General features: G+C 61.2%; 17 protein-coding genes and 1 pseudogene. 6 read left to right on the top strand and 12 right to left on the bottom strand.

Features of this window, described 5'->3' with window-relative positions; genetic code table 11:
- Positions 1–104: 104 nt before the first annotated feature.
- Positions 105–1,217, top strand: coding sequence for an ABC transporter substrate-binding protein (locus tag RCH06_RS13525; protein ID WP_327081992.1), 1,113 nt, complete (start codon positions 105–107; stop codon positions 1,215–1,217).
- Between the two features lie 8 nt (positions 1,218–1,225).
- On the opposite strand, the gene RCH06_RS13530 is transcribed toward RCH06_RS13525, so the two are convergent.
- Positions 1,226–2,884: an MFS transporter gene (locus RCH06_RS13530; RefSeq protein ID WP_327081993.1), complete on the bottom strand. Its 1,659-nt coding sequence runs from the start codon at positions 2,882–2,884 to the stop codon at positions 1,226–1,228.
- 350 nt (positions 2,885–3,234) lie between these two features.
- Here RCH06_RS13530 and RCH06_RS13535 point away from each other — a divergent pair, with 350 nt between their 5' ends.
- Entirely contained in the window at positions 3,235–3,558 is a 324-nt protein-coding gene (locus RCH06_RS13535; RefSeq protein WP_327081994.1) for a DUF485 domain-containing protein, read from the top strand.
- Positions 3,555–5,282 (top strand): cation acetate symporter, encoded by a 1,728-nt coding sequence (locus RCH06_RS13540; RefSeq protein ID WP_327081995.1) that lies wholly within the window; start codon positions 3,555–3,557, stop codon positions 5,280–5,282. Before RCH06_RS13535 ends, RCH06_RS13540 begins: the two co-directional genes overlap by 4 nt.
- Before the next feature lie 175 nt (positions 5,283–5,457).
- Here RCH06_RS13540 and RCH06_RS13545 read toward each other — a convergent pair whose 3' ends face one another.
- The 11 genes from RCH06_RS13545 to RCH06_RS13595 are packed head-to-tail and all read right to left on the bottom strand — an operon-like array spanning position 5,458 to position 18,165.
- The gene (locus tag RCH06_RS13545; protein WP_327081996.1) at positions 5,458–6,111 is read right to left on the bottom strand and encodes a 3'-5' exonuclease; all 654 of its coding nucleotides are present in this window, start codon (positions 6,109–6,111) and stop codon (positions 5,458–5,460) included.
- Positions 6,108–7,934, bottom strand: coding sequence for a putative nucleotidyltransferase substrate binding domain-containing protein (locus RCH06_RS13550; RefSeq protein WP_327081997.1), 1,827 nt, complete (start codon positions 7,932–7,934; stop codon positions 6,108–6,110). The genes RCH06_RS13545 and RCH06_RS13550 overlap by 4 nt, the downstream gene beginning before the upstream one ends.
- Positions 7,935–7,991: 57 nt before the next feature.
- Positions 7,992–8,639, bottom strand: coding sequence for a 2-hydroxychromene-2-carboxylate isomerase (locus RCH06_RS13555; RefSeq protein WP_327082047.1), 648 nt, complete (start codon positions 8,637–8,639; stop codon positions 7,992–7,994).
- 38 nt (positions 8,640–8,677) lie between these two features.
- Positions 8,678–9,442, bottom strand: coding sequence for a YbaK/EbsC family protein (locus RCH06_RS13560; RefSeq protein ID WP_327081998.1), 765 nt, complete (start codon positions 9,440–9,442; stop codon positions 8,678–8,680).
- The gene (locus RCH06_RS13565) at positions 9,442–10,362 is read right to left on the bottom strand and encodes a hydroxymethylglutaryl-CoA lyase (RefSeq protein ID WP_327081999.1); all 921 of its coding nucleotides are present in this window, start codon (positions 10,360–10,362) and stop codon (positions 9,442–9,444) included. Before RCH06_RS13565 ends, RCH06_RS13560 begins: the two co-directional genes overlap by 1 nt.
- A gap of 4 nt (positions 10,363–10,366) precedes the next feature.
- Positions 10,367–11,296 carry a 2-hydroxyacid dehydrogenase gene (locus RCH06_RS13570; protein ID WP_327082000.1) on the bottom strand — a complete coding sequence of 310 codons (930 nt, stop codon included), beginning with the start codon at positions 11,294–11,296 and terminating at the stop codon, positions 10,367–10,369.
- An 18-nt stretch (positions 11,297–11,314) separates the two neighbouring features.
- Positions 11,315–13,306, bottom strand: coding sequence for an acetyl/propionyl/methylcrotonyl-CoA carboxylase subunit alpha (locus RCH06_RS13575; protein ID WP_327082001.1), 1,992 nt, complete (start codon positions 13,304–13,306; stop codon positions 11,315–11,317).
- Positions 13,299–13,970, bottom strand: coding sequence for a DUF4126 domain-containing protein (locus RCH06_RS13580; protein ID WP_327082002.1), 672 nt, complete (start codon positions 13,968–13,970; stop codon positions 13,299–13,301). The genes RCH06_RS13575 and RCH06_RS13580 overlap by 8 nt, the downstream gene beginning before the upstream one ends.
- 20 nt (positions 13,971–13,990) lie before the next feature.
- Positions 13,991–14,770 (bottom strand): enoyl-CoA hydratase/isomerase family protein, encoded by a 780-nt coding sequence (locus RCH06_RS13585; RefSeq protein WP_327082003.1) that lies wholly within the window; start codon positions 14,768–14,770, stop codon positions 13,991–13,993.
- Positions 14,771–14,773: 3 nt separating this feature from the next.
- Positions 14,774–16,381, bottom strand: coding sequence for a carboxyl transferase domain-containing protein (locus RCH06_RS13590; RefSeq protein WP_327082004.1), 1,608 nt, complete (start codon positions 16,379–16,381; stop codon positions 14,774–14,776).
- Between the two features lie 32 nt (positions 16,382–16,413).
- A complete protein-coding gene (locus RCH06_RS13595) occupies positions 16,414–18,165 on the bottom strand; it encodes an AMP-binding protein (protein ID WP_327082005.1) in 1,752 nt (583 codons plus the stop codon).
- Between the two features lie 125 nt (positions 18,166–18,290).
- Between RCH06_RS13595 and RCH06_RS13600 the strand changes: the two genes are divergently transcribed.
- The 3 genes and pseudogenes from RCH06_RS13600 to RCH06_RS13610 all read left to right on the top strand — a co-directional run.
- Complete coding sequence (locus tag RCH06_RS13600; protein WP_442799657.1) at positions 18,291–19,358, top strand: AraC family transcriptional regulator ligand-binding domain-containing protein; 1,068 nt, start codon at positions 18,291–18,293, stop codon at positions 19,356–19,358.
- Between the two features lie 18 nt (positions 19,359–19,376).
- Positions 19,377–19,820 (top strand): ion channel, encoded by a 444-nt coding sequence (locus tag RCH06_RS13605; protein WP_327082006.1) that lies wholly within the window; start codon positions 19,377–19,379, stop codon positions 19,818–19,820.
- A 38-nt stretch (positions 19,821–19,858) separates the two neighbouring features.
- A pseudogene (locus RCH06_RS13610) lies at positions 19,859–20,047 on the top strand (helix-turn-helix domain-containing protein); the annotation flags it as partial.
- Positions 20,048–20,050: the final 3 nt, after the last annotated feature.

The following is a 20,050-nucleotide window of genomic DNA, read 5'->3' on the forward strand; positions in this document are numbered from 1 at the left end:
CCGATGCAGTTTGAGGAAAACTGGCTTGCGGCTCAGGCCCATCAAGCCCGTTCATGATCTCGGTTATGGGATACGGAATCCAGGGGCAAGGTCAAAGAAAAGACATGAAACAAAGAATTTTTTGGTGCGCAGCCCTTCTGGCGGCAGCCATGAGCCCGGCCAGCCAGGCACAAATCCTGATCGGCCAGACCGCCGGATTTACCGGTGCCGTGGGTGCGGGCGTCAAGGAAACGACCGATGGCGCCAAGCTTTATATCGACTCCGTCAATGCAAACGGTGGGGTTGGCGGGCAAAAGATCGAACTGATTTCGATGGACGACAAGTTCGAAACCAAAATTGCTGCAGAGAATGCACGCCAGTTGATCGAAGAGAAAAAAGTGGTGGCCATGTTCCTGACGCGCGGCACACCCCACACCCAAGCGGTGATTCCGCTGCTAAACCAATATGGTGTGCCGCTTGTTGGACCTTCCACGGGTGCCATGGTGCTGCACCAGCCCGTGCAAAAACACATCTTCAATGTGCGCGCAACTTACCAGCGCGAGGCTGAAAAAGCAGTCACCCACCTGACTTCAATCGGCATTACCAAAATTGCTGTTCTGTATCCGGATGACAGCTTCGGCAGCGACGGACTGGCGGGCGCACAAAAAGGCATGACAACCGCAAAAATCACGCCTGTCGCCGTTGAAAAATTCGACCGTTCCAAGCCGGACCTGTCTGCGATAGTGCCCGTGATTTACAAATCCAATGCGCAGGCTGTAATCATGATTGGATCCGGCCAGGTGGTGCTTGAAGGCGTAAAAGCCTTGCGTGCGGCCGGCTCTGCAGCCCAGATCGTGACGCTTTCGAACAATGCCTCCAGCGGTTTTGCCAAGAGTCTGGGTGACAGTGGCCGCAACGTGATTGTCACGCAGGTTTTTCCGTCCGAGCGCTCTATCGCCTATCCCATGATCAAGGAAGCCCTGAAATTGGCCCAGGCCAAACCACAGACAGAACTGAGCCCGGCCATGCTGGAAGGATTTGCTGCAGCAAAAGTGCTGGTTGAAGGTCTGCGCCGGGCCGGCCCCAAACCGACCCGCGAGACCCTTCAGTCTGCACTGGAGAACATGCGCAAATTTGATATGGGCGGGCTGGAGGTGAGTTTCAGCCCCGCCGACCATACCGGGCTTGATTTTGCCGATTTGTCCATCATTGGCAGCGACGGCAAGTTCAAGCGCTGAGCTGCATTTCAATCGTTGGCGTAAATATCAACCTGCCTGGTTTCCTTGATAAACAGCATGCCCACAACCAACGTCATTCCGGCAATGATGACGGGATACCACAGGCCGTTGTACATGTTGCCGGTTTGCGCGACGATGGCAAACGCGGTGGTTGGCAGCAAGCCGCCAAACCAGCCATTGCCAATGTGATAGGGCAGACTCATTGACGTGTAGCGGATGCGGGTTGGAAACATTTCAACCAGCATGGCGGCAATCGGGCCGTATACCATCGTCACCAGCAGCACCAGATAGAACAGGATCAACGTCACCGTGAATTTGTCAATCTTGGCGGGGTCTGCCTTGCTGGGGTAGCCGGCCAATTTCAGGTCTTCGGCAATCAGCTTCTTGAACTCGACCTCTTTTCTCCGGGCCGCTTCGACACCCAAGTCTTTGGCGCTGTAGCTTGGAATCGTCATCTCACCCATTTTGATAGTGGCCACGGTGCCGGCCGGTGCGGCAACATTTTCATAACTTACCGAGGCGCCGGCCAACACCTGCTTGGCAATGTCGCAAGAACTGGTGAATTTGGCGGTGCCGGTGGGGTTGAACTGGAATGAGCATTCGTTCGGATCTGCCGTCACCACCACCTGATTTTTGGCTTGTGCGGCGGCCAGATCAGGATTGGCGGCTTGGGTCAAGGCGCTGAACACGGGGAAATACGTCACCACCGCCAGCAGGCAACCCGCCATGATGATCGGCTTGCGGCCCATCTTGTCGGACAGCGTGCCAAATATGACAAAGAAAGGCGTGCCCAGAATCAGCGAATAAGCTACCAGAATATTGGCCGTCGTGCCGTCCACCTTCAGGGCTTGCGTCAGGAAGAACAGCGCGTAGAACTGGCCTGAATACCAGATCACTGCCTGGCCGGCGGTCAAGCCGATCAGGGCCAGAATCACGATTTTCAGGTTTTTCCATTGACCGAACGACTCCGCCAAAGGCGCTTTGGAAGTCTTGCCTTCCGCCTTCATTTTCTGGAACGCCGGCGACTCGTTCATGGACAGGCGCATGTAGACCGACACAACCAGCAGCACGATGGAGACAAGAAACGGAATACGCCAGCCCCAGTCCGCAAACGCGGCTTCGCCAATCACGGTTCGCACGCCCAAAATGACCACCAGGCTCAACAACAGGCCCAGCGTGGCCGTGGTTTGAATCCACGCGGTGTAAGCGCCACGCTTGTTTTGCGGTGCGTGCTCCGCCACATACGTCGCCGCGCCGCCGTATTCACCCCCCAGCGCAAGGCCTTGCAGCATGCGCAGTCCGATCAGGATGATCGGGGCGGCCACCCCAATCGACGCATAGCTGGGCAGCAGCCCCACGATAAAAGTAGACAGCCCCATGATCACGATGGTGACCAGAAAAGTGTATTTGCGACCGATCATGTCGCCCAGACGGCCAAACACCAGCGCACCGAATGGCCGCACGATGAAGCCGGCGGCAAACGCCAGCAGCGCAAAAATAAACGCCGACCCCGAGTCCAGTCCACTGAAAAACTGCTTGGCAATAATTGCAGCGAGCGAGCCGTACAGATAAAAGTCATACCACTCGAACACCGTGCCGAGCGATGACGCAAAAATGACTTTTCTTTGCTCTGCGGTCATCGGCGCGTCTTTCACAGCTGTGACCATTTTCAGGCGTCTCTTTCTTTGGCTGATGTCAATCACCCATCCCGGTGACAGCCTGACTATCTTGACCTTGGCTGACCGGATTCTGACGTCAACCAACCACAAACTGACCCGAACCTGAATGCCGGCTTACAACTACAGCATTAACCCTTGGGCCTGATTTTTCATTGCAATAAATGGGGCCAAAATACGCATTCAGCGTGCCTGGACGGCTGTTCGTACCAAGGGAAAATCCCTACCAGATTCGCTTACCCGACGTAAGGAGTTGGTCAGCACCCCCTCCCAAAATCCACCTCCTGCAATGCCCATTCGGGGCTGTTGCCATTACTGACTATCAAAGTCGGAGGAAATATATGAGCGATCCTGTCCGGGTTGATCCCATGGTGGCCAAGATTGAGGCCAACCCCAAGTACCACGAGCTACGCAGAAAGCGCAACACCTTCGGCTGGACCATGACGGCGCTGATGATGATTGTCTATTACGGCTACATCGCACTGATTGCTTTCAACAAGCCATTTTTGGCACAACCGATTGGCGCAGGCGTCACGTCGCTGGGTATTCCCATTGGCCTGGGCGTGATTGTTTTCACCATTGTCATCACTGGCATTTACGTGCGCCGCGCCAATGGCGAATACGATCGATTGACCACCGAAATTCTGAAAGAGGCTTCCAAATGAAGGCTGGACTCCAATTTTTGGCCGCATTGACGGCACTGCTCGCAGCAGCAGCCGCTCAAGCCGCTGGCGGTGACCTGGGACAGGTTGCCAAGCAGCCCACCAACTGGGTGGCCATCAGCATGTTTGCGGTTTTTGTGGTGGGCACGCTGTTCATCACCAAATGGGCGGCCTCCAAAACCAAGTCCGCCGCCGACTTCTACACCGGCGGCGGCGGCATCACCGGCTTTCAAAATGGCCTGGCCATTGCCGGCGACTACATGTCAGCCGCTTCGTTCCTGGGTATCACGGCGGCGGTCATGGCATCGGGCTATGACGGCCTGATCTACTCGATCGGCTTTCTGGTCGGCTGGCCGATCATCACCTTCCTGATGGCCGAGCGGCTGCGCAACCTGGGCAAATTTACCTTTGCCGACGTCGCCGGTTACCGCTTCCAGCAGGCACCGATCCGCATTTTTGCAGCCTCCGGCACGCTGGTGGTGGTGGCGTTCTACCTGATCGCCCAGATGGTGGGGGCAGGCTCGCTGATCAAACTGCTGTTTGGCCTGGACTACTGGCTCGCCGTGGTGATCGTCGGTGCGCTGATGATGATTTACGTGCTGTTCGGCGGCATGACCGCCACCACCTGGGTGCAGATCATCAAGGCCGTCCTGCTGCTGTCGGGCGTGACCTTCATGGCCTTCATGGTCATGTCGCAGTTCGGTTTCAGCTTTGAAGCCCTGTTTGCCGCCGGTGTTGCCGTGAAGACCCAACTGGCCCTCAACGGCGGCAAGCTGCCCGACGAGGCGGCCAAGATTGGACTGGCCGTGATGGGGCCTGGGGGATTCATCAAAGACCCGATCTCTGCCATCTCCTTCGGTATGGCGCTGATGTTCGGTACGGCTGGCCTGCCCCACATCCTGATGCGCTTTTTCACCGTGCCTGATGCCAAGGAAGCCCGCAAGTCCGTATTTTGGGCCACGACCTGGATTGGCTACTTCTATGTGCTGATTTTCATCGTCGGTTTCGGCGCCATCACGCTGGTGTTGACCAACCCCGAGTTTGCAGATACCGCCACAGGCATCATCAAGGGCGGCGGCGGTTCGGCCAACATGGCGGCTGTTCTGGTGGCCAAGGCAGTCGGCGGCAACGTGTTCTTCGGCTTTATCTCGGCAGTGGCTTTTGCCACCATCCTGGCTGTGGTGGCAGGTTTGACGCTGTCGGGCGCTTCTGCCGTGTCACACGACCTGTATGCCACCGTGATCAAAGGCGGCAAGGCTGACAGCGCCGCTGAACTGCGTATCTCGCGCATCACGACGCTGGCGCTCGGTGTGGTAGCTGTGGTGCTGGGCATTGCTTTCGAGAAGCAGAACATCGCCTTCATGGTGTCGCTGGCTTTTGCGATTGCCGCTTCGGCCAACTTCCCGGTGCTGTTCATGTCCGTGCTGTGGAAAGACTGCACCACGCGGGGCGCCGTGATTGGCGGCTTCCTGGGCTTGATCGCTGCCGTGGGCCTGACTGTGGTGTCGCCTTCAGTGTGGGAAGCCACCATGGGCAACCCCAAAGGCTCGGCCTGGTTCCCGTACTCTTCACCGGCTTTGTTCTCGGTCACCATCGGCTTTGTCGGCGTCTGGCTGTTCTCGATACTGGACCGCAGCCCACGCGCGGCGCTGGAGCGGGCTGCCTACAAATCGCAGCAAGTCCGGTCTGAAACCGGTCTGGGCGCATCGAAGTCTTCAGGCCACTAAGCCAGAGCGCTTTTAACCCCTGAAAAAAGCCGGGCAACTGCCCGGCTTTTTTCGTTTGCTATTAAATCAATAGCTGACAGCGCACGTGCAGTATGCGCAAGCGGCCTATTTCATTTATTTTTCAGGAAAATCCCTGCCGCTGTTCTGCCGGCAAGTCCAAACGCCTGTCAAAGGCTTATTTCAACGCGCGCAGTTTCAGAAAAGCCAGCGCCGCCATCACCGCATCGTTCAGCGCGTCGTGGGCCGGCCAGAGCGGCAACCCAAGGTCTTTCATCAGAACATCAAAGCGCAGGTCTACCGCGCCGCTGTGTTGCGCATGCTGGGGCAGTTGCCGGAACTTATGGTCGTAGTACAGCGCCGACACTTCAATCCTGGGCTGCGGCAGGCCCATGCCGAGCATCGGAAACAGCACCCGGTTGATCATGGCCAGGTCGAACTCCAGGTAATAACCCACCAGCGGCCGGCTGCCGATGAAACGCATCAGCTGCATCATGGCGTCGTCGGCGTTCAGGCCCTGGGCCACATCCTGCTCGCGCAGCCGGTGCACCCGCACGCTGTCGGCGGAAAGGCGCCGTTTTTCAGGCCGCACCAGCAATTCCAGGCGCTCGCTGGTCATGATGCGGTTGCCCCGAATGCGCACCGCGCCGATGGCGATGATGTCGTCAGTCCGCACATTGAGCCCCGTGGTTTCACAGTCCAGCGCCACCCATTCGTTCTCGGGCGGCGCGTCCCACATGAAGCTGAAGCGCGGGTCGCCCAGGTGGTACAGCATCCACTTGCGCTTGAGCGCGGCCAGCCACTGGCCGGGCGACAGGCCAGGCGCATTCACACGGCCTCCAGATGAAAGCGCTGGTTCAGCAGGGCCTTGAACTGCTTGACGACACCCAGCGTGTCTTTCAGCAAATCACGGTCCAGGCTGCTGAGCTTGTCCAGATGAATTTCGTCTGAGGCAGCCTGGCCGGTTTCGAGCCGCTGCAACCCGGTTTTCAGCTTCAGGCCCATGAAAAAATGCAGGCTGTCGATCAGGTCGTGCGCCAGCTTTTGCGGCAGCCGGCCCGCCTCCACCAAGGCGTTGACACGCTCGACCGTCGAGGTGGCGCGGATGCGATGGGCGAGTGCCAGACTGCGAACGCCATGCACCAGCGGAAAGGTGCCGTTTTTCTTGATGTCCAGCGCGTCCTTGCCCGGGTCGCCCAGGAAAGGAAGGTGCGCCCACCAGGCGCTGCTGCTGCCAAACGCGTTGATGGCAGCGGCAAAACGGGCCAGCATGGCGTCGTTGTCGGTGGTCATGTCATAGACGGCCGTACGCACTTGCTCCAGCAAGGCGCGGTCACCGCACACCGCACGGGCATCCAGAAAAATCGCCAGCGACATAAGGCCGTCCTGGCTGGCGGCCATCAGCCAAAACCGCACGGCCTGGCTGAAGTCGTCCGCGCTCTGGCACCACGCCGGGTTGCTGACCATGATGTTGCCCGGACACGGCGGATAGCCAAAATCAGCCAGCGCGGCAGAAAACTGCTGGCAAACCTGCGCCACATCGACCGTGGGCACATAGCCGTCGCGCAGCACCAGCCCATTGTCCTGGTCGGTCTTGAGCAGTTGCTCGCCCCGGCCTTCGCTGCCCATCACGAACAGGCAACTGTTGGCCACCAGCTCGGCCGGCGCCACCACTTGCCAGGCGCGCTCGAACAACTTGGCGTTGAGTTCCTGCACCAGCCGGGCAATCATGTTGATGTGCGTGCCGCTGCGGTAGAGCAGCGCAATCAGCCGGGTGATCTGGCCGGCCGCCAGCTTGAGGCTGGGTACATCCTGCGCATCCTGAATCTGGATGTTGATGAGGTAGGAATGGTTGGACAAAAAACTGAACAAATCCAGCGCTTCGAGTACGCCGGTGATGTTGTCGCCGTCGGCCACCACCACCCGGTGGACTTTGTGCCGGATCATGAGCGCCAGCGCATCGCCCAACTGGTCTTTGGGGCGCACCTTGATCAAAGAAAAATTGGCCAGCTCCCGCACCTTCAGCTGGTCCAGTGGCGTGCCGTCCAAAATAGCCCGCTGCAGGCCGGTGAGGGTAAAAATACCCAGTGCGGGCGGCGACAGCTGCCGGTCACGCACCAGCACGGTGGCGGTGCGAAGCGCATGAAACTCCTTGACCACGTCCAGGATCGAGGTGTCGGCATCGACAAAATGCGGCGTGCGCACAAAAGCCTCATCGACACGCGCCATCGTCAGCGACTGCAATTCATGCCGGCTTTGCCGCGCAGACAGCGCACTGAGCTTGTTCGACAAGTCAGAAAACAGCAGCGCACCAAAAGTGACATTGTCGGCAATCAGTTCGCTGACCGCTTGTTTGGCCAGCTGGTAGGCCACCACTTCTTCTGCGGCCACAAAGCGGCTGCTGGACTTGCCGGCCATCAGCCCCCGGCCATCAAAACAGTCTTCGGGGCCATAGGTGGTGACGACTTCGTTGCCATCGAACTGCTGCACGAAGCCCTTGATGATGACAAACAGGTGGGTGGGCTGCGCGCCCGGCGCCAGAACGGTGTCGCCCTGGGGGAAATAGGCAATATCGACGTTGTCCTGCACCAGCCGCTGCTCGTCGGGCGTCAGGCAGTCAAAAGGAGACGCTGAAAAATTGAATCCGCTGGGCATGGTGAACTGGCTCCTGTGGCTTGATGGGGCCAATTTTCTCACCCGCAGGCCGCCAGTTTACTGACGCCGCAGCCCTACCCGGACATTCGTTCCGGCGTCCCAGTCGGGGCCGTCAAACCAGGCATCACCCTGCAAATACGCACGCAGCATGGGCAGCGAATCCAGACCCCAGAACAGCTTGCCATCGACGACAAAAGCCGGAACCCCAAAGACGCCCAAAGCAATCGCCTCGTCGGTGTTGCGCTTGAGTTGCGCCTTGACCGCGTCGCCATTGACTTCGCGCGATGGCGTCAGCGTGTCGGCCAGCGCCTGCAAGCGGGCCGGCTCCAGCGCCTCAGCACCGCCACGCCAGACATGGCGAAAAATGGTTTCACAGACAAAGCGGTTCGGCGACGCAGCTTGCGCCGCAGGGCTGCAAGCCAGCGCCAGCCGCAACAGCGGCAAAGGGCTGAACGGATGGCTGGCCGGCATCTGCAAGGGAATGCTCCGGCTGTGCGCCAGCCACAGCACCTGGCGGTAAGTCCAGTCGCGTTTGGGCGCAATTTCTGCCGGGCCCAGCTGGCCGTGGTGCTTGAACATCGCACCAAGCAGCACGGGCTGGTAGTCCAGGCTGTAGCTCAATCCGCTCAAGGCTTCGGGCAACAGCTCGAAGGCCAGACAGGCATAGGGTGAAACGAAGTCGAGGTAGCAGGTGATGTGTTTCATGTCGCTGGCCGGGGTGTTGATAGACGAAGTCATGTCCATCACATCACCATCACGCCTTGCAAGGCATCCATGCGTTGCGTAATCAGTTTCCAGAGCGCCCGTTTTTCGTCATCGTCAGCGCGGCTCCAGACTGCAATCTCGTCGCCCGTGCGAAAGCAGCCTTCGCACAGCCCGGAACTGGCGCTCATGCGGCAAATGGAAATGCACGGTGACGGCACATCCGCCTGCGTGTCGAGCGCCTGGGCGCGCAACCTGACCAGGGTGATGGCGCGCTGGAGATCGCGCTTTTTTTCATCGTCATCGACCGCCACGTCGGCCACCGGCGCGCCCGTCAGGTCTTGCAATTGCCACGGCGAAAGCTGGAACACCGCATGCGGATGGCCGGCTGCGGCCCAAATCTCGTCAAAGCGGAACAGCGACGCGTCAATCAGCGTGACCGACGCCGTTGCATGCGCCAGCGGCGACACGCCACCGATAGAAAACCCGGTGCGCGACTTGACGAACGCCGCATCCGCGCGGCCCAGCCGCCGACCGTCCGGGCAAACCAGCGCTTCGACCTTCTTTTCATCGACGCGCCGGTCGCCCGAAGTGACGACCAGCACCGCCACATCGTCCGACTTGCGGCGAAAAATGATGCTCTTGGCAATCTGGCCGACCGCCACGCCCAGGGCGTCAGCTGCCTGCTGCGCGGTGCGGGCGGCGTCATCAAGCATGACGGGCATATGCGGATGGCCTTGGGCCTGCAGCACCTCGGCCACCCGCTGCACGCCTTCGGGCAGCACTTTCAATTCAGCACCGCACATCAATTTGCCCTCTTGTTCAGCAAGGCCGTTGCGGCGCGGGAGTTGGGCTTGCGGCCCAGAAATTCGCTGATGAACTGGCCTGCGTCGATCAGCTTGTCCAGGTCAATGCCGGTTTCAATGCCCATGCCGTGCAGCAAATACACCACGTCTTCGGTGGCCACGTTGCCGGTTGCGCCTTTGGCATACGGGCAGCCGCCCAGGCCGGCCACGGAAGTGTCGAACTGCCACACGCCCATCTGCAGGCAGATCAGCGTGTTCGCCAGCGCCTGGCCGTAGGTGTCATGGAAATGGCCCGACACGTCGTTCAGGTCGTAATGCTGCAATGCCGCTTCCATGGCGCGCTGCACCTTGCGCGGCGTGCCCACGCCAATCGTGTCGGCCACGCCGATATGCTGCACACCAATGCCCTTCATCAGCCCGGCCAGATAGGCTACGCGCTCGGGCGCAATTTCACCCTCATACGGGCAACCGACGGTGCACGACATGGCGCCGCGCACATAAATGCCCGCCGCCCGCGCCGCCGCCACCACGGGCGCAAAGCGCTCAATGCTTTCGGCAATCGAGCAGTTGATGTTGCGCTGGCTGAAAGCTTCACTGGCCGCGCCGAACACCACGATCTCGTCGGGCCACAGTTCGCGCGGCGCGGCCATAGCGGCCTGCAGCCCTTGCAGGTTGGGCGTCAGCACCGAATAGCGCACGCCCGGCTTGCGCGCAATGCCCGCCATGACTTCGGCGTTGTCAGCCATCTGCGGCACCCATTTGGGCGACACAAAACTGGTGACTTCGATTTCCGTCAGGCCAGCGTCCTGCAGGCGCTGCACCAGTTCGATCTTGACAGCGGCGGGGACGGGTGACTTTTCGTTTTGCAGGCCGTCACGCGGGCCGACGTCAACGAGCTTGACTTTGGAAGGGAGATTCATGGCTTCAGTATCCTTTGTTCAAATCAACCACGCCTTCAAGGCTGGCAACCGCCTCGCCCCGCTCCAGTGCCCGAATCTTGCCGACGATCTGCGCAATGCTTTCTTCGCGCAACGTGCGGGCCGAGGTGTGCGGCGTGACGGTGATTTTCGGGTGCGTCCAGAACGGATGCGCCGCCGGCAGGGGTTCGGTGCGAAATACATCGAGCGTGGCACCGGCCAAGTGGCCGCTGTCAATCAGCGCCATCAGGTCATCGTCGACCAGATGGCTGCCACGCGCCACGTTGATGACATAGCCGCCCGGCTGCAGGCGAGCCAGTGTGTCGTGACGCATGATATTTTCAGTGTCCGGCGTCAGCGGCAGCAGGCACACCAGAATGCGGCTGGCGGCCAGAAAATCGTTGAAGCCCGCTTGCCCTGAAAAGCATTGCACGCCGGGAATGGATTTGGCGGAACGGCTCCAGCCCCTCACCGGAAAATCAAACTGCGCCAGCGCCCGGCTCACGCGCTCGCCCAGAATGCCCAGGCCCATCACACCCACGGGAAAATCAGCACGCTGGTGCGGCTTGCGGTACGACCATTTGCCTTGTGCCGTATCGGCCTCGTAACCGCCGAACTCCCGGAAATGCCGGATCACCGCATGGCAGACGTATTCGGCCATTTGCACCGACATGCCGGCGTCGTCCAGACGCACGACCGGAACACCGGGCCGCAGGCGCAGCGCCATCAGCGCATCGACGCCAGCGCCGATGTTGAAGATGCTCTTGAGCTGTGTCTGCTCGTCGATGAATTGTTGCGGCGGCGTCCAGACCACGGCGTAGTCAGCAGCCGGCGCACCCGCTGACCAGACGTTGACCTCGGCATGGGGAAAGGCGGCACGCAGTCCTTCCAGCCAGGGCTGGGCTTTGGTGCCGGTACAGCAAAAACTGATGCGCATTCAGACTTTCCTTTAATTTCAGACCGTTATTTTGAGCAGTTCCGACCCTTCAGTCACCTGATCGCCCGGGGCATACAGCAGCTCCTCGACCACGCCATCGGCGGGCGCGGCAATCGTGTGCTCCATTTTCATCGCTTCCATCACCGCCAGCGGCTGGCCCTTTTTAACCGTGTCGCCGGCCTTGACGGAAAACGACAAAATCTTGCCCGGCATGGGGGCGGTCAAGCGTCCGCCTTCGGCCTGGCTTTCGCCGGCATGCGCCAGCAGGTCAATCGCCGTGATCTGGGTTGCGCCACGTGCGGTGAAAACATGGTCAACCTCGCCCTGGGTGTACACCGTTGCGCTCAAGCGCTGGCCGGCAAACTGAATGTCGATGCCTTTTGCATTTTTGGCAAACACGAGCGGCCCCGACACGTCCCTCACCGCCAGTTGCAAAGCGCCGTCATGGCCGTAGGTCAAGGTGGCTTTGGCCGGCTCGCCATGGAAGTCAAATTCAAAGGGCCGCTGCGTCACGCCATGCGTTTGCCAGCCGTCGCGGCGGCTGAACGGGTCTGTACCCTCGCCGGCTTTTTCGTCCAGCAGCGTCTGGGCAATGGCGCTGGCGGCGGCCATCGGCAGCCCGACCGGCTCCTGCTTGAACAGCACGGCTTCTTCACGCGGGATCAAGGCCGTATCAAGATTCGCCTCGGCAAACGAAGGGCTGCGCACCACATAGCGCAAGAACTGCACGTTGGTGCTCAAGCCGACGATGCGGGTCTGCGCCAGCGCTTCGTCCATGCGGGCCAGCGCTTCTTCACGCGTTTGTCCATGCACGATCAGCTTGGCGACCATCGAGTCGTAGAACGGCGAAATCGTGTCGCCCTGACGCACGCCGTCGTCAATCCGCACTGTGCTGCGCTCAAACGCCGTGCACACCGGCTTGTCGTACACATGCAGCGTGCCGGTGGTCGGCAGAAAATTGTTGTCCGGGTTCTCGGCACAAATGCGCGCCTCGATGGCATGGCCGTTGATCTTCAATTGGTCTTGCGCCAGCGGCAACGGCTCGCCCGACGCCACGCGCAATTGCCATTCGACCAGGTCCAGCCCGGTGATGGCTTCGGTCACCGGATGCTCGACCTGCAACCGGGTGTTCATTTCCATGAAGAAAAAGTTCATGCTGCCGTCTGCGCGCTGCTCGACGATGAATTCCACCGTGCCAGCGCCCACATAGTTGACCGCGCGGGCTGCGGCCACGGCGGCTTCGCCCATCCGGGCGCGCATTTCCGGTGTCATGCCGGGGGCCGGCGCTTCTTCCAGCACCTTCTGGTGCCGGCGCTGCACCGAGCAATCGCGTTCGAACAGGTAGACATAGTTGCCGTGCGTGTCGCCGAACACCTGGATTTCGATATGGCGCGGACGCTGGGCGTACTTCTCGACCAGCACCGTGTCGTTGCCAAAGCTGTTGATGGCTTCGCGTTGGCAAGAGGCCAGCGCGGCAGCAAAGTCTTCAGACTTTTCAACCATGCGCATGCCTTTGCCGCCGCCGCCCGCGCTGGCCTTGATGAGCACCGGGTAGCCGATGCGGTCGGCCTCGCGCTGCAGCATGGCCGGATCCTGGTCCGCGCCGTGGTAGCCCGGCACCAGCGGCACGCCGGCTTTTTCCATCAACTGCTTGGACTCGGCTTTCAGGCCCATCGCCTTGATCGCCGACGCCGGTGGGCCAATGAACACCAGCCCTGCGCTGGCGCAGGCCTTAGCAAATTCCTCGTTTTCGCTCAAAAATCCGTAGCCGGGGTGAATCGCTTCGGCACCCGTCGCCTTGGCCGCTTCGATGATTTTTTCCCAGCGCAGGTAGCTGTCTTTCGGTGCGCTGCCGCCGATGTGGATGGCTTCGTCGCAAAAGCTCACATGCTTGGCGCTGGCGTCAGCGTCTGAATACACGGCGACGGTTTTGATGGCCATGCGGCGGGCGGTGGCAGCAACGCGGCAAGCGATTTCACCGCGATTGGCAATGAGGATTTTTTTAAACATGAGGGTCATTCTTTGAAAAAGGGGACTTCAGGGTGAAAGCGGGCGACAAGCCCGGGTCAGGCTTGCCACTGAAAATGCGCGCCACGCGGGTAAACAACTGTTTCAAAAAGCGCCAGCACAGGCGAATCAGCCAGACGCTGAGCACCAGCACCACGACCAGCACCGGCAGAAAGACAAACGGATGCGCCACCGCCAGCCACAGCCCCGCTGGCACCAGACTGTCTTCGACCAGCGAGGTGCCGATGTTGCTGAACGGCTCGGGTGAGGTGTTAATCGCCGCCCGCGACGTGGCTTTTGCGGCAAAACTGGTCCCAGCGAGCGTGCCGCCTACGAGAGCAGCTACCAAACTCATAGCAGCGCTGTCAGCGCTGAACACACCCGCCGCCAGCGCCGCACCGGCCGGAATGCGGATCACGGCATGCACCACGTCCCAGAGCGAGTCCAGCCCCGGAATCTTGTCGGCAAAAAACTCGATAAACACCATAAAGCCACTGGCGCCCAGCACCACCGGATTGGCCAGCAGGTGCAGCCCCTGCGGCAGCTCCATCCAGCCGAGGTAGCCCGCCAGTCCGGTCAGCAACAACACCAGATACAGGCGGATGCCGCTGGCCCAGCCGACGGCGCCAGCCAAAGCGACGAGTTGCGCGGTGTCGAGTGCTTGCATGGTGAAGCTCCTTTAAAAAATCAAGCCAGCCAGGACGGCTTGCGCTTTTGCAGGAAAGACTGCACGCCTTCGCGGCCTTCGCTGCTGGTGCGAATGTCGGCAATGCCCTCGACCGTCTGGCCGATCAGCGGGGCTTCAATGTCGCGGCCCGCCACCTCTTGCACCAGCATCTTGCAGCTGCGCACGGCGTTCGGGCTGGCGTTGACCAGCGCCTGCGTCAGCTCCGCCACCTTGGCGTCCAGCTGATCGCGGCTGACCACTTCATGCACGAAGCCGATGCGGTGCGCTTCGTTCGCATCGAAGCGTTCGGCGGTCAAAAAGTAGCGGTGCGCCGCCCGTGCGCCCATGGCGCGGATCACATACGGGCTGATGGTGGCCGGAATCAAACCCAGCTTGACTTCGCTCAGGCAAAAGTTCGCCGTATCGACGCTCACCGCCATGTCGCAGGCCGCCACCAGCCCCATGCCGCCGGCGTACACATCGCCCTGAATGCGGGCGATGGTCGGCTTGGGGCATTCGTACATCACGCGCAGCATTTCGGCCAGCGCGGCGGCATCCAGCAGGTTTTCGTCGCGCGTGTAATCGGCCATGCGGCGCATCCAGTTCAGGTCCGCGCCGGCGCAAAAGGCCGGACCAACGGCCGCCAGCACCACGACGCGCGCCTCGGCGCGGCTGGCGGCGTCCTGAAAGGCTGCGGTGATTTCAGCAATCACCTCGTCGTTGAAAGCGTTGCGAATGTCGGGCCGGCTGAGGGTCAGCGTCAGTACGGCGCCGGTTTGGGTAGTTTGTAATGCGCTCATGATTTACATCCGGAACAAACCGAACTTCGTCTCTGGAATCGGCGCATTCTGCGACGCGCTCAGGCCCAGCGCCAGCACGCGGCGGGTGTCGGCAGGGTCGATCACGCCGTCGTCCCACAGCCGCGCGGTGGCGTAATACGGATGGCCCTGGTGCTCGTACTGGCTGCGGATCGGCGCCTTGAAGGCTTCTTCTTCCTCGGCCGTCCAGGCGCCGCCCTTGCCCTCGATACCGTCACGCTTGACGGTGGCGAGCACGCCGGCGGCCTGGTCGCCGCCCATGACGCTGATGCGCGCGTTCGGCCACATCCACAGGAAACGCGGCGAAAACGCGCGGCCACACATGCCGTAGTTGCCGGCGCCAAAACTGCCGCCGATGATGACGGTGAACTTCGGCACGGCAGCCGTTGCCACGGCGGTCACCATCTTGGCCCCGTTGCGCGCGATGCCTTCGTTCTCGTACTTGCGGCCCACCATAAAGCCGGTGATGTTCTGCAAAAACACCAGCGGAATCTTGCGCTGGCAGCACAGCTCGATGAAGTGCGTGGCCTTCAGGGCGGATTCGCTGAACAAAATGCCGTTGTTGGCGATGATGCCGACCGGCATGCCTTCGATGTGCGCAAAACCGCACACGATGGTCGTGCCGTAGCGCGCCTTGAACTCGTCAAAGTCGCTGCCATCGACGATGCGGGCGATGATTTCGCGCACGTCAAACGGTTTGCGCACATCGACCGGAATCACGCCATAGAGCTCTTCTACTACGAATTCAGGAGCTACCGGCGCCCGTCCAGCCTGCGCAACAGCCTTGTTTTTATTCAAATTCTTGACCGAAGCCCGCGCCAGCGCCAGCGCATGCAGGTCGTTTTGCGCCAGATGGTCGGCCACGCCCGACAGCCGGGTGTGGACATCGCCGCCACCCAAATCTTCCGCCGTCACCACTTCCCCGGTCGCGGCTTTGACCAGCGGCGGGCCGCCCAGGAAAATCGTTCCCTGGTTCTTGACGATGATGCTTTCGTCGCTCATGGCCGGCACATACGCGCCGCCGGCGGTGCAACTGCCCATGACCACGGCAATCTGCGAGATGCCGAGCGCGCTCATGTTGGCCTGGTTGAAAAAGATGCGGCCGAAATGGTCACGGTCGGGAAACACCTCGTCCTGGTTGGGCAGATTGGCGCCGCCCGAATCGACCAGGTAGATGCAGGTCAGGTTGTTTTGCTGGGCGATTTCCTGTGCGCGCAAGTGCTTCTTGACGGTCAGCGGGTAGTAGGTGCCGCCTTTCACCGTGGCGTCGTTGCAGACAATCATGCAATCGACGCCGCTGACGCGTCCAATGCCGACGATCAGTCCGGCGCAGGGCGCGTCGCCGTTGTACATGCCGAGTGCGGCCAGCGGTGCGACTTCGAGAAACGGCGTGCCGGGGTCGAGCAGCATCTGCACGCGGTCGCGTGGCAGCAATTTGCCGCGTGCCGTGTGCCGGGCGCGGGACACTTCGCCTCCACCGGCGGCGGACTTGGCGAGCTGCACATGCAGGTCATCGACCAGCGCGCGCATGGCGGCGGCGTTGGCCTGGAAGTCGGCAGAACGGGCGTTGAGTTTGGATTCGAGCGTGGTCATGTTGGCGTGTTCTTTCAGGCGTATCAGGCGTATCAAGCAGTCTTGTCTTCTTCCAGCCCAAGCTGGTTTTTCATTTCGTCACGTATCTTGAATTTCTGGATCTTGCCGGTCACCGTCATCGGGAAACCCTGCACGAAACGAATGTAGCGCGGCACCTTGTAGTGCGCAATCTTGCCTTTGCAGAAGTCGCGCACCTCGTCTTCGCTCAGGGTTTCGCCGGGCCGCGTAACGACCCAGGCGCAGAGTTCTTCGCCGTAGCGCTTGTCGGGCAGGCCGACGACCTGCACGTCCTGCACTTTCGGGTGGCGATAAAGGAATTCCTCGATCTCGCGCGGGTAGATGTTCTCGCCGCCGCGAATCACCATATCTTTGATACGACCGACGATGTTGACGTAGCCCTCAAAGTCCATGGTGGCCAGGTCGCCGGTGTGCATCCAGCACTCAGCGTCAATCGCCTCTGCGGTGCGGGGTGCGTCGTCCCAGTAGCCGTGCATGACCGAATAGCCGCGCGTGCAAAGTTCGCCCGACACGCCGGGGGCGACGATCTCTGCGCTTTCGGGGTCGATGATCTTGACCTCCAGGTGCGGCTGCACCAGGCCGACGGTGGACACGCGTTTTTCCAGCGGCGTGTCAACCGAACTCTGGCAGCTCACCGGGCTGGTTTCGGTCATGCCGTAGGCAATCGTGATCTGGCACAGGTTCATGTCGCTGACCACGCGCTTCATCACCTCGGTCGGGCACGGCGATCCGGCCATGATGCCGGTGCGTAGTGTGGACAAATCGAACTCGGCAAAGCGCGGGTGGTCCAGCTCGGCGATGAACATCGTCGGCACGCCGTGCAGGCCGGTGCATTGCTCGTCTTGCACCGTCTGCAGCACGCTCAGCGGCTCGAAGCCGTCGTTCGGATAAACAATGGTCGCGCCGTGCGTCAGGCACGCCAGATTTCCCAGCACCATGCCAAAGCAGTGGTACAGCGGCACCGGAATGCACAGCCGGTCATCTAGCGTGAGGCGCATCGCTTCACCGATGAAAAAGCCGTTGTTCAGGATGTTGCGGTGCGTCAGCGTCGCGCCCTTGGGGAACCCGGTGGTGCCGCTGGTGAACTGGATGTTGATCGGGTCGGTAGCCTTGAGCGTGGCGGCGATTGCAGCCAAGCGCACGTCATCGGGATTGCCGCTGGCGAGCAAATCAGAAAACCGCATCAAGCCGGGCTGGTCGTCGCCCTGTCCGGCTTCGTCAATCCAGACCACGGTTTTTAGATGCGGCAGCGTGACGGATTCAAGCTGGCCGGGCTGCGCGTGTGCCCACTCGGGGGTCAGCTCACGCAGCATGCCGAGGTAGTCGCTGGTCTTGAACCTCGCCATGGTGACGAGTGCCTTGCAACCCACCTTGTTCAGCGCGTATTCGACTTCCGCCGTGCGGTAAGCCGGGTTGATGTTGACCAGAATCAGGCCAACCTTGGCGGTGGCCAGTTGCAGCAGCAGCCATTCGGCATTGTTGTGCGACCAGATGCCAACGCGTTCGCCGGGCTGCAGGCCCAGGCCGAGCAGCGCGCTGGCCAGGCGGTCGCTTTCACGCTGCAATTCTCGGTAGCTGTAGCGGCGGTGCTGGTGAACACTGACCAGCGCTTCGTGGTCGGGCTGGCTGACTGCGATGGCATCGAAAAATGCGCCAATGGGCTGCTCGATCAGCGGCACATCAGTGGCGCCACGGGCGTAACTGAGCGTGAAGGGTGGCGTAAGGGGCGCTGCGGCGGCATGCGGTGAGGAAAGGTCTTGGCTCATGGTCGTCTCCTTGCGGCCGCCAGCAAGCGGCGGATTCATCAGTATGGCGCATGCCGCCGGGGTGCGGCCGACGATGGGCGTCATTCAGGTTGCAAATCTTGCCACGCAAGGGCAGACTCTTGGCCATGCCCATGCCTTCGTCGCCCCTTCTTTCATCTCAACCCATCCCCGCCCACACGCTGGCGGCAACGCCGATTGCCTTCGTGCAGGCGATAGTCCATGCTTACGACCGCCGTGGCATCAGCCCCGACAACGCGCTGGCGCAGGCACAAATTGCGCCGGCGGCATTGCTGGATTCGGCATCGCGCATCACGGCCTGGCAAATGGAGCGCATCTCGGGCCTGGCGATGCAGGAACTGGACGACGAGGCGCTGGGCTGGTTCAGCCGTCGCCTGCCGTGGGGCAGCTACGGCATGCTGGCGCGGGCGTCGCTAACCGCGCCGACGCTGGGTGTGGCGCTCAAGCGCTGGTGCCGGCACCACAGCCTGATTGCCGATGACATCGCCTTGAGGCTTTCGGTGACCGGCGACACGGCGCAACTGGCCATCACCGAACTGCACGGGCTGGGCGACTTGCGCGAGTTTTGTCTGGTTTCGGTGCTGCGCAATGTGCTTGGCGTGGCCTGCTGGCTGATTGATTCGCGCATTCCGCTGCTGGGCGCGCAGTTTCCGTTTTCACCCCCCGCACACCGCGAGGCCTACAGCGTGCTTTTTTCCGGCCCCACAGCGTTTGACACCGGGCCAGCCGCGATCCGCTTTGATGCGCGTTACCTGACGCTGGCGTTGCGACGCGACGAACGCGCGCTACAGCACATGCTGCAGCGGGCCTTGCCGCTCACGGTGTTGCCCTACCGGCGCGACCGGCTGCTGGTGCAGCGCGTGCGCCAGGCGCTGCACCAGCACCTGGCGCAGGCGCACAACGCCGACACGCTGGCCGCGCTGCTGAACGTGTCGCCGCGCACCCTGCACCGGCAATTGAAGGAAGAAGGCGCGTCATTGCAGGCGCTGAAAGACGAGGTACGGCGCGCGCGGGCGCTGGAGCTGCTGCTGCGCACGCACCGGCCCATCAAGCAGGTGGCCCAGGCGGCGGGTTTTCAGAACGAGAAAAGTTTTATCCGCGCCTTTAGCGGCTGGACTGGCCAGTCGCCCGCGCAATTCAGGCGTGGCGGACAGGCGCTAGACTCCAGCGATTAATCCTGCCCGGTACGCCGCATGCTCATCGTCATTTTTTCCTGCGTCATGGCGATTGCGCTGACGACACTGATTCATTTTGAAATTCTGAGCGGGCTGAACACCCGGCTGCCCGCGCTAAAGGTTCCAAGCCGCAGCAAATTACTGGTAGTGATTTTTGCGGCTTTCACGGCCCACGCACTGGAAATCGCACTGTATGGCTTTGTGCTTTTTGGCCTGATCCATTTCACCGGCACGGGCAGCCTGAGCGGCGCTGGCAGCTCGTCGCTGGAAAACTGCCTGTATTTTTCAGCCGAAACCTTTTCCTCGCTTGGCTTCGGTGACCTGATCCCGAACGGCCCCATCCGGCTGCTGGCCGGCACAGAAGCGCTGAATGGATTGCTGCTGATAGGCTGGTCGGCGTCCTACACCTATATTGCGATGGAGCGGTTCTGGGGCGTCAGGAGCCAGGACAGCGAGTCCTGAACGACACGACGGGCCGAAATTCCGTCCATATTTTCTAAGACGAGATGCGGCGCGCGCGGGCGCTGGAGCTGCTGCTGCGCACGCACCGGCCCATCAAGAAAGTGGCCGAGGCCGCAGGCTTTCAGAACGAGAAAAGCTTTATCCGCGCCTTTAGCGGCTGGACCGGCCAGTCGCCCGGCCAATTCCGCCAGAGCCGCTGCGGCGTGCCGCCTGAACCGCAGGCTTGAGCT

Source organism: Polaromonas sp. CG_9.5, from assembly GCF_035984465.1.
Classification (GTDB): domain Bacteria; phylum Pseudomonadota; class Gammaproteobacteria; order Burkholderiales; family Burkholderiaceae_C; genus Polaromonas.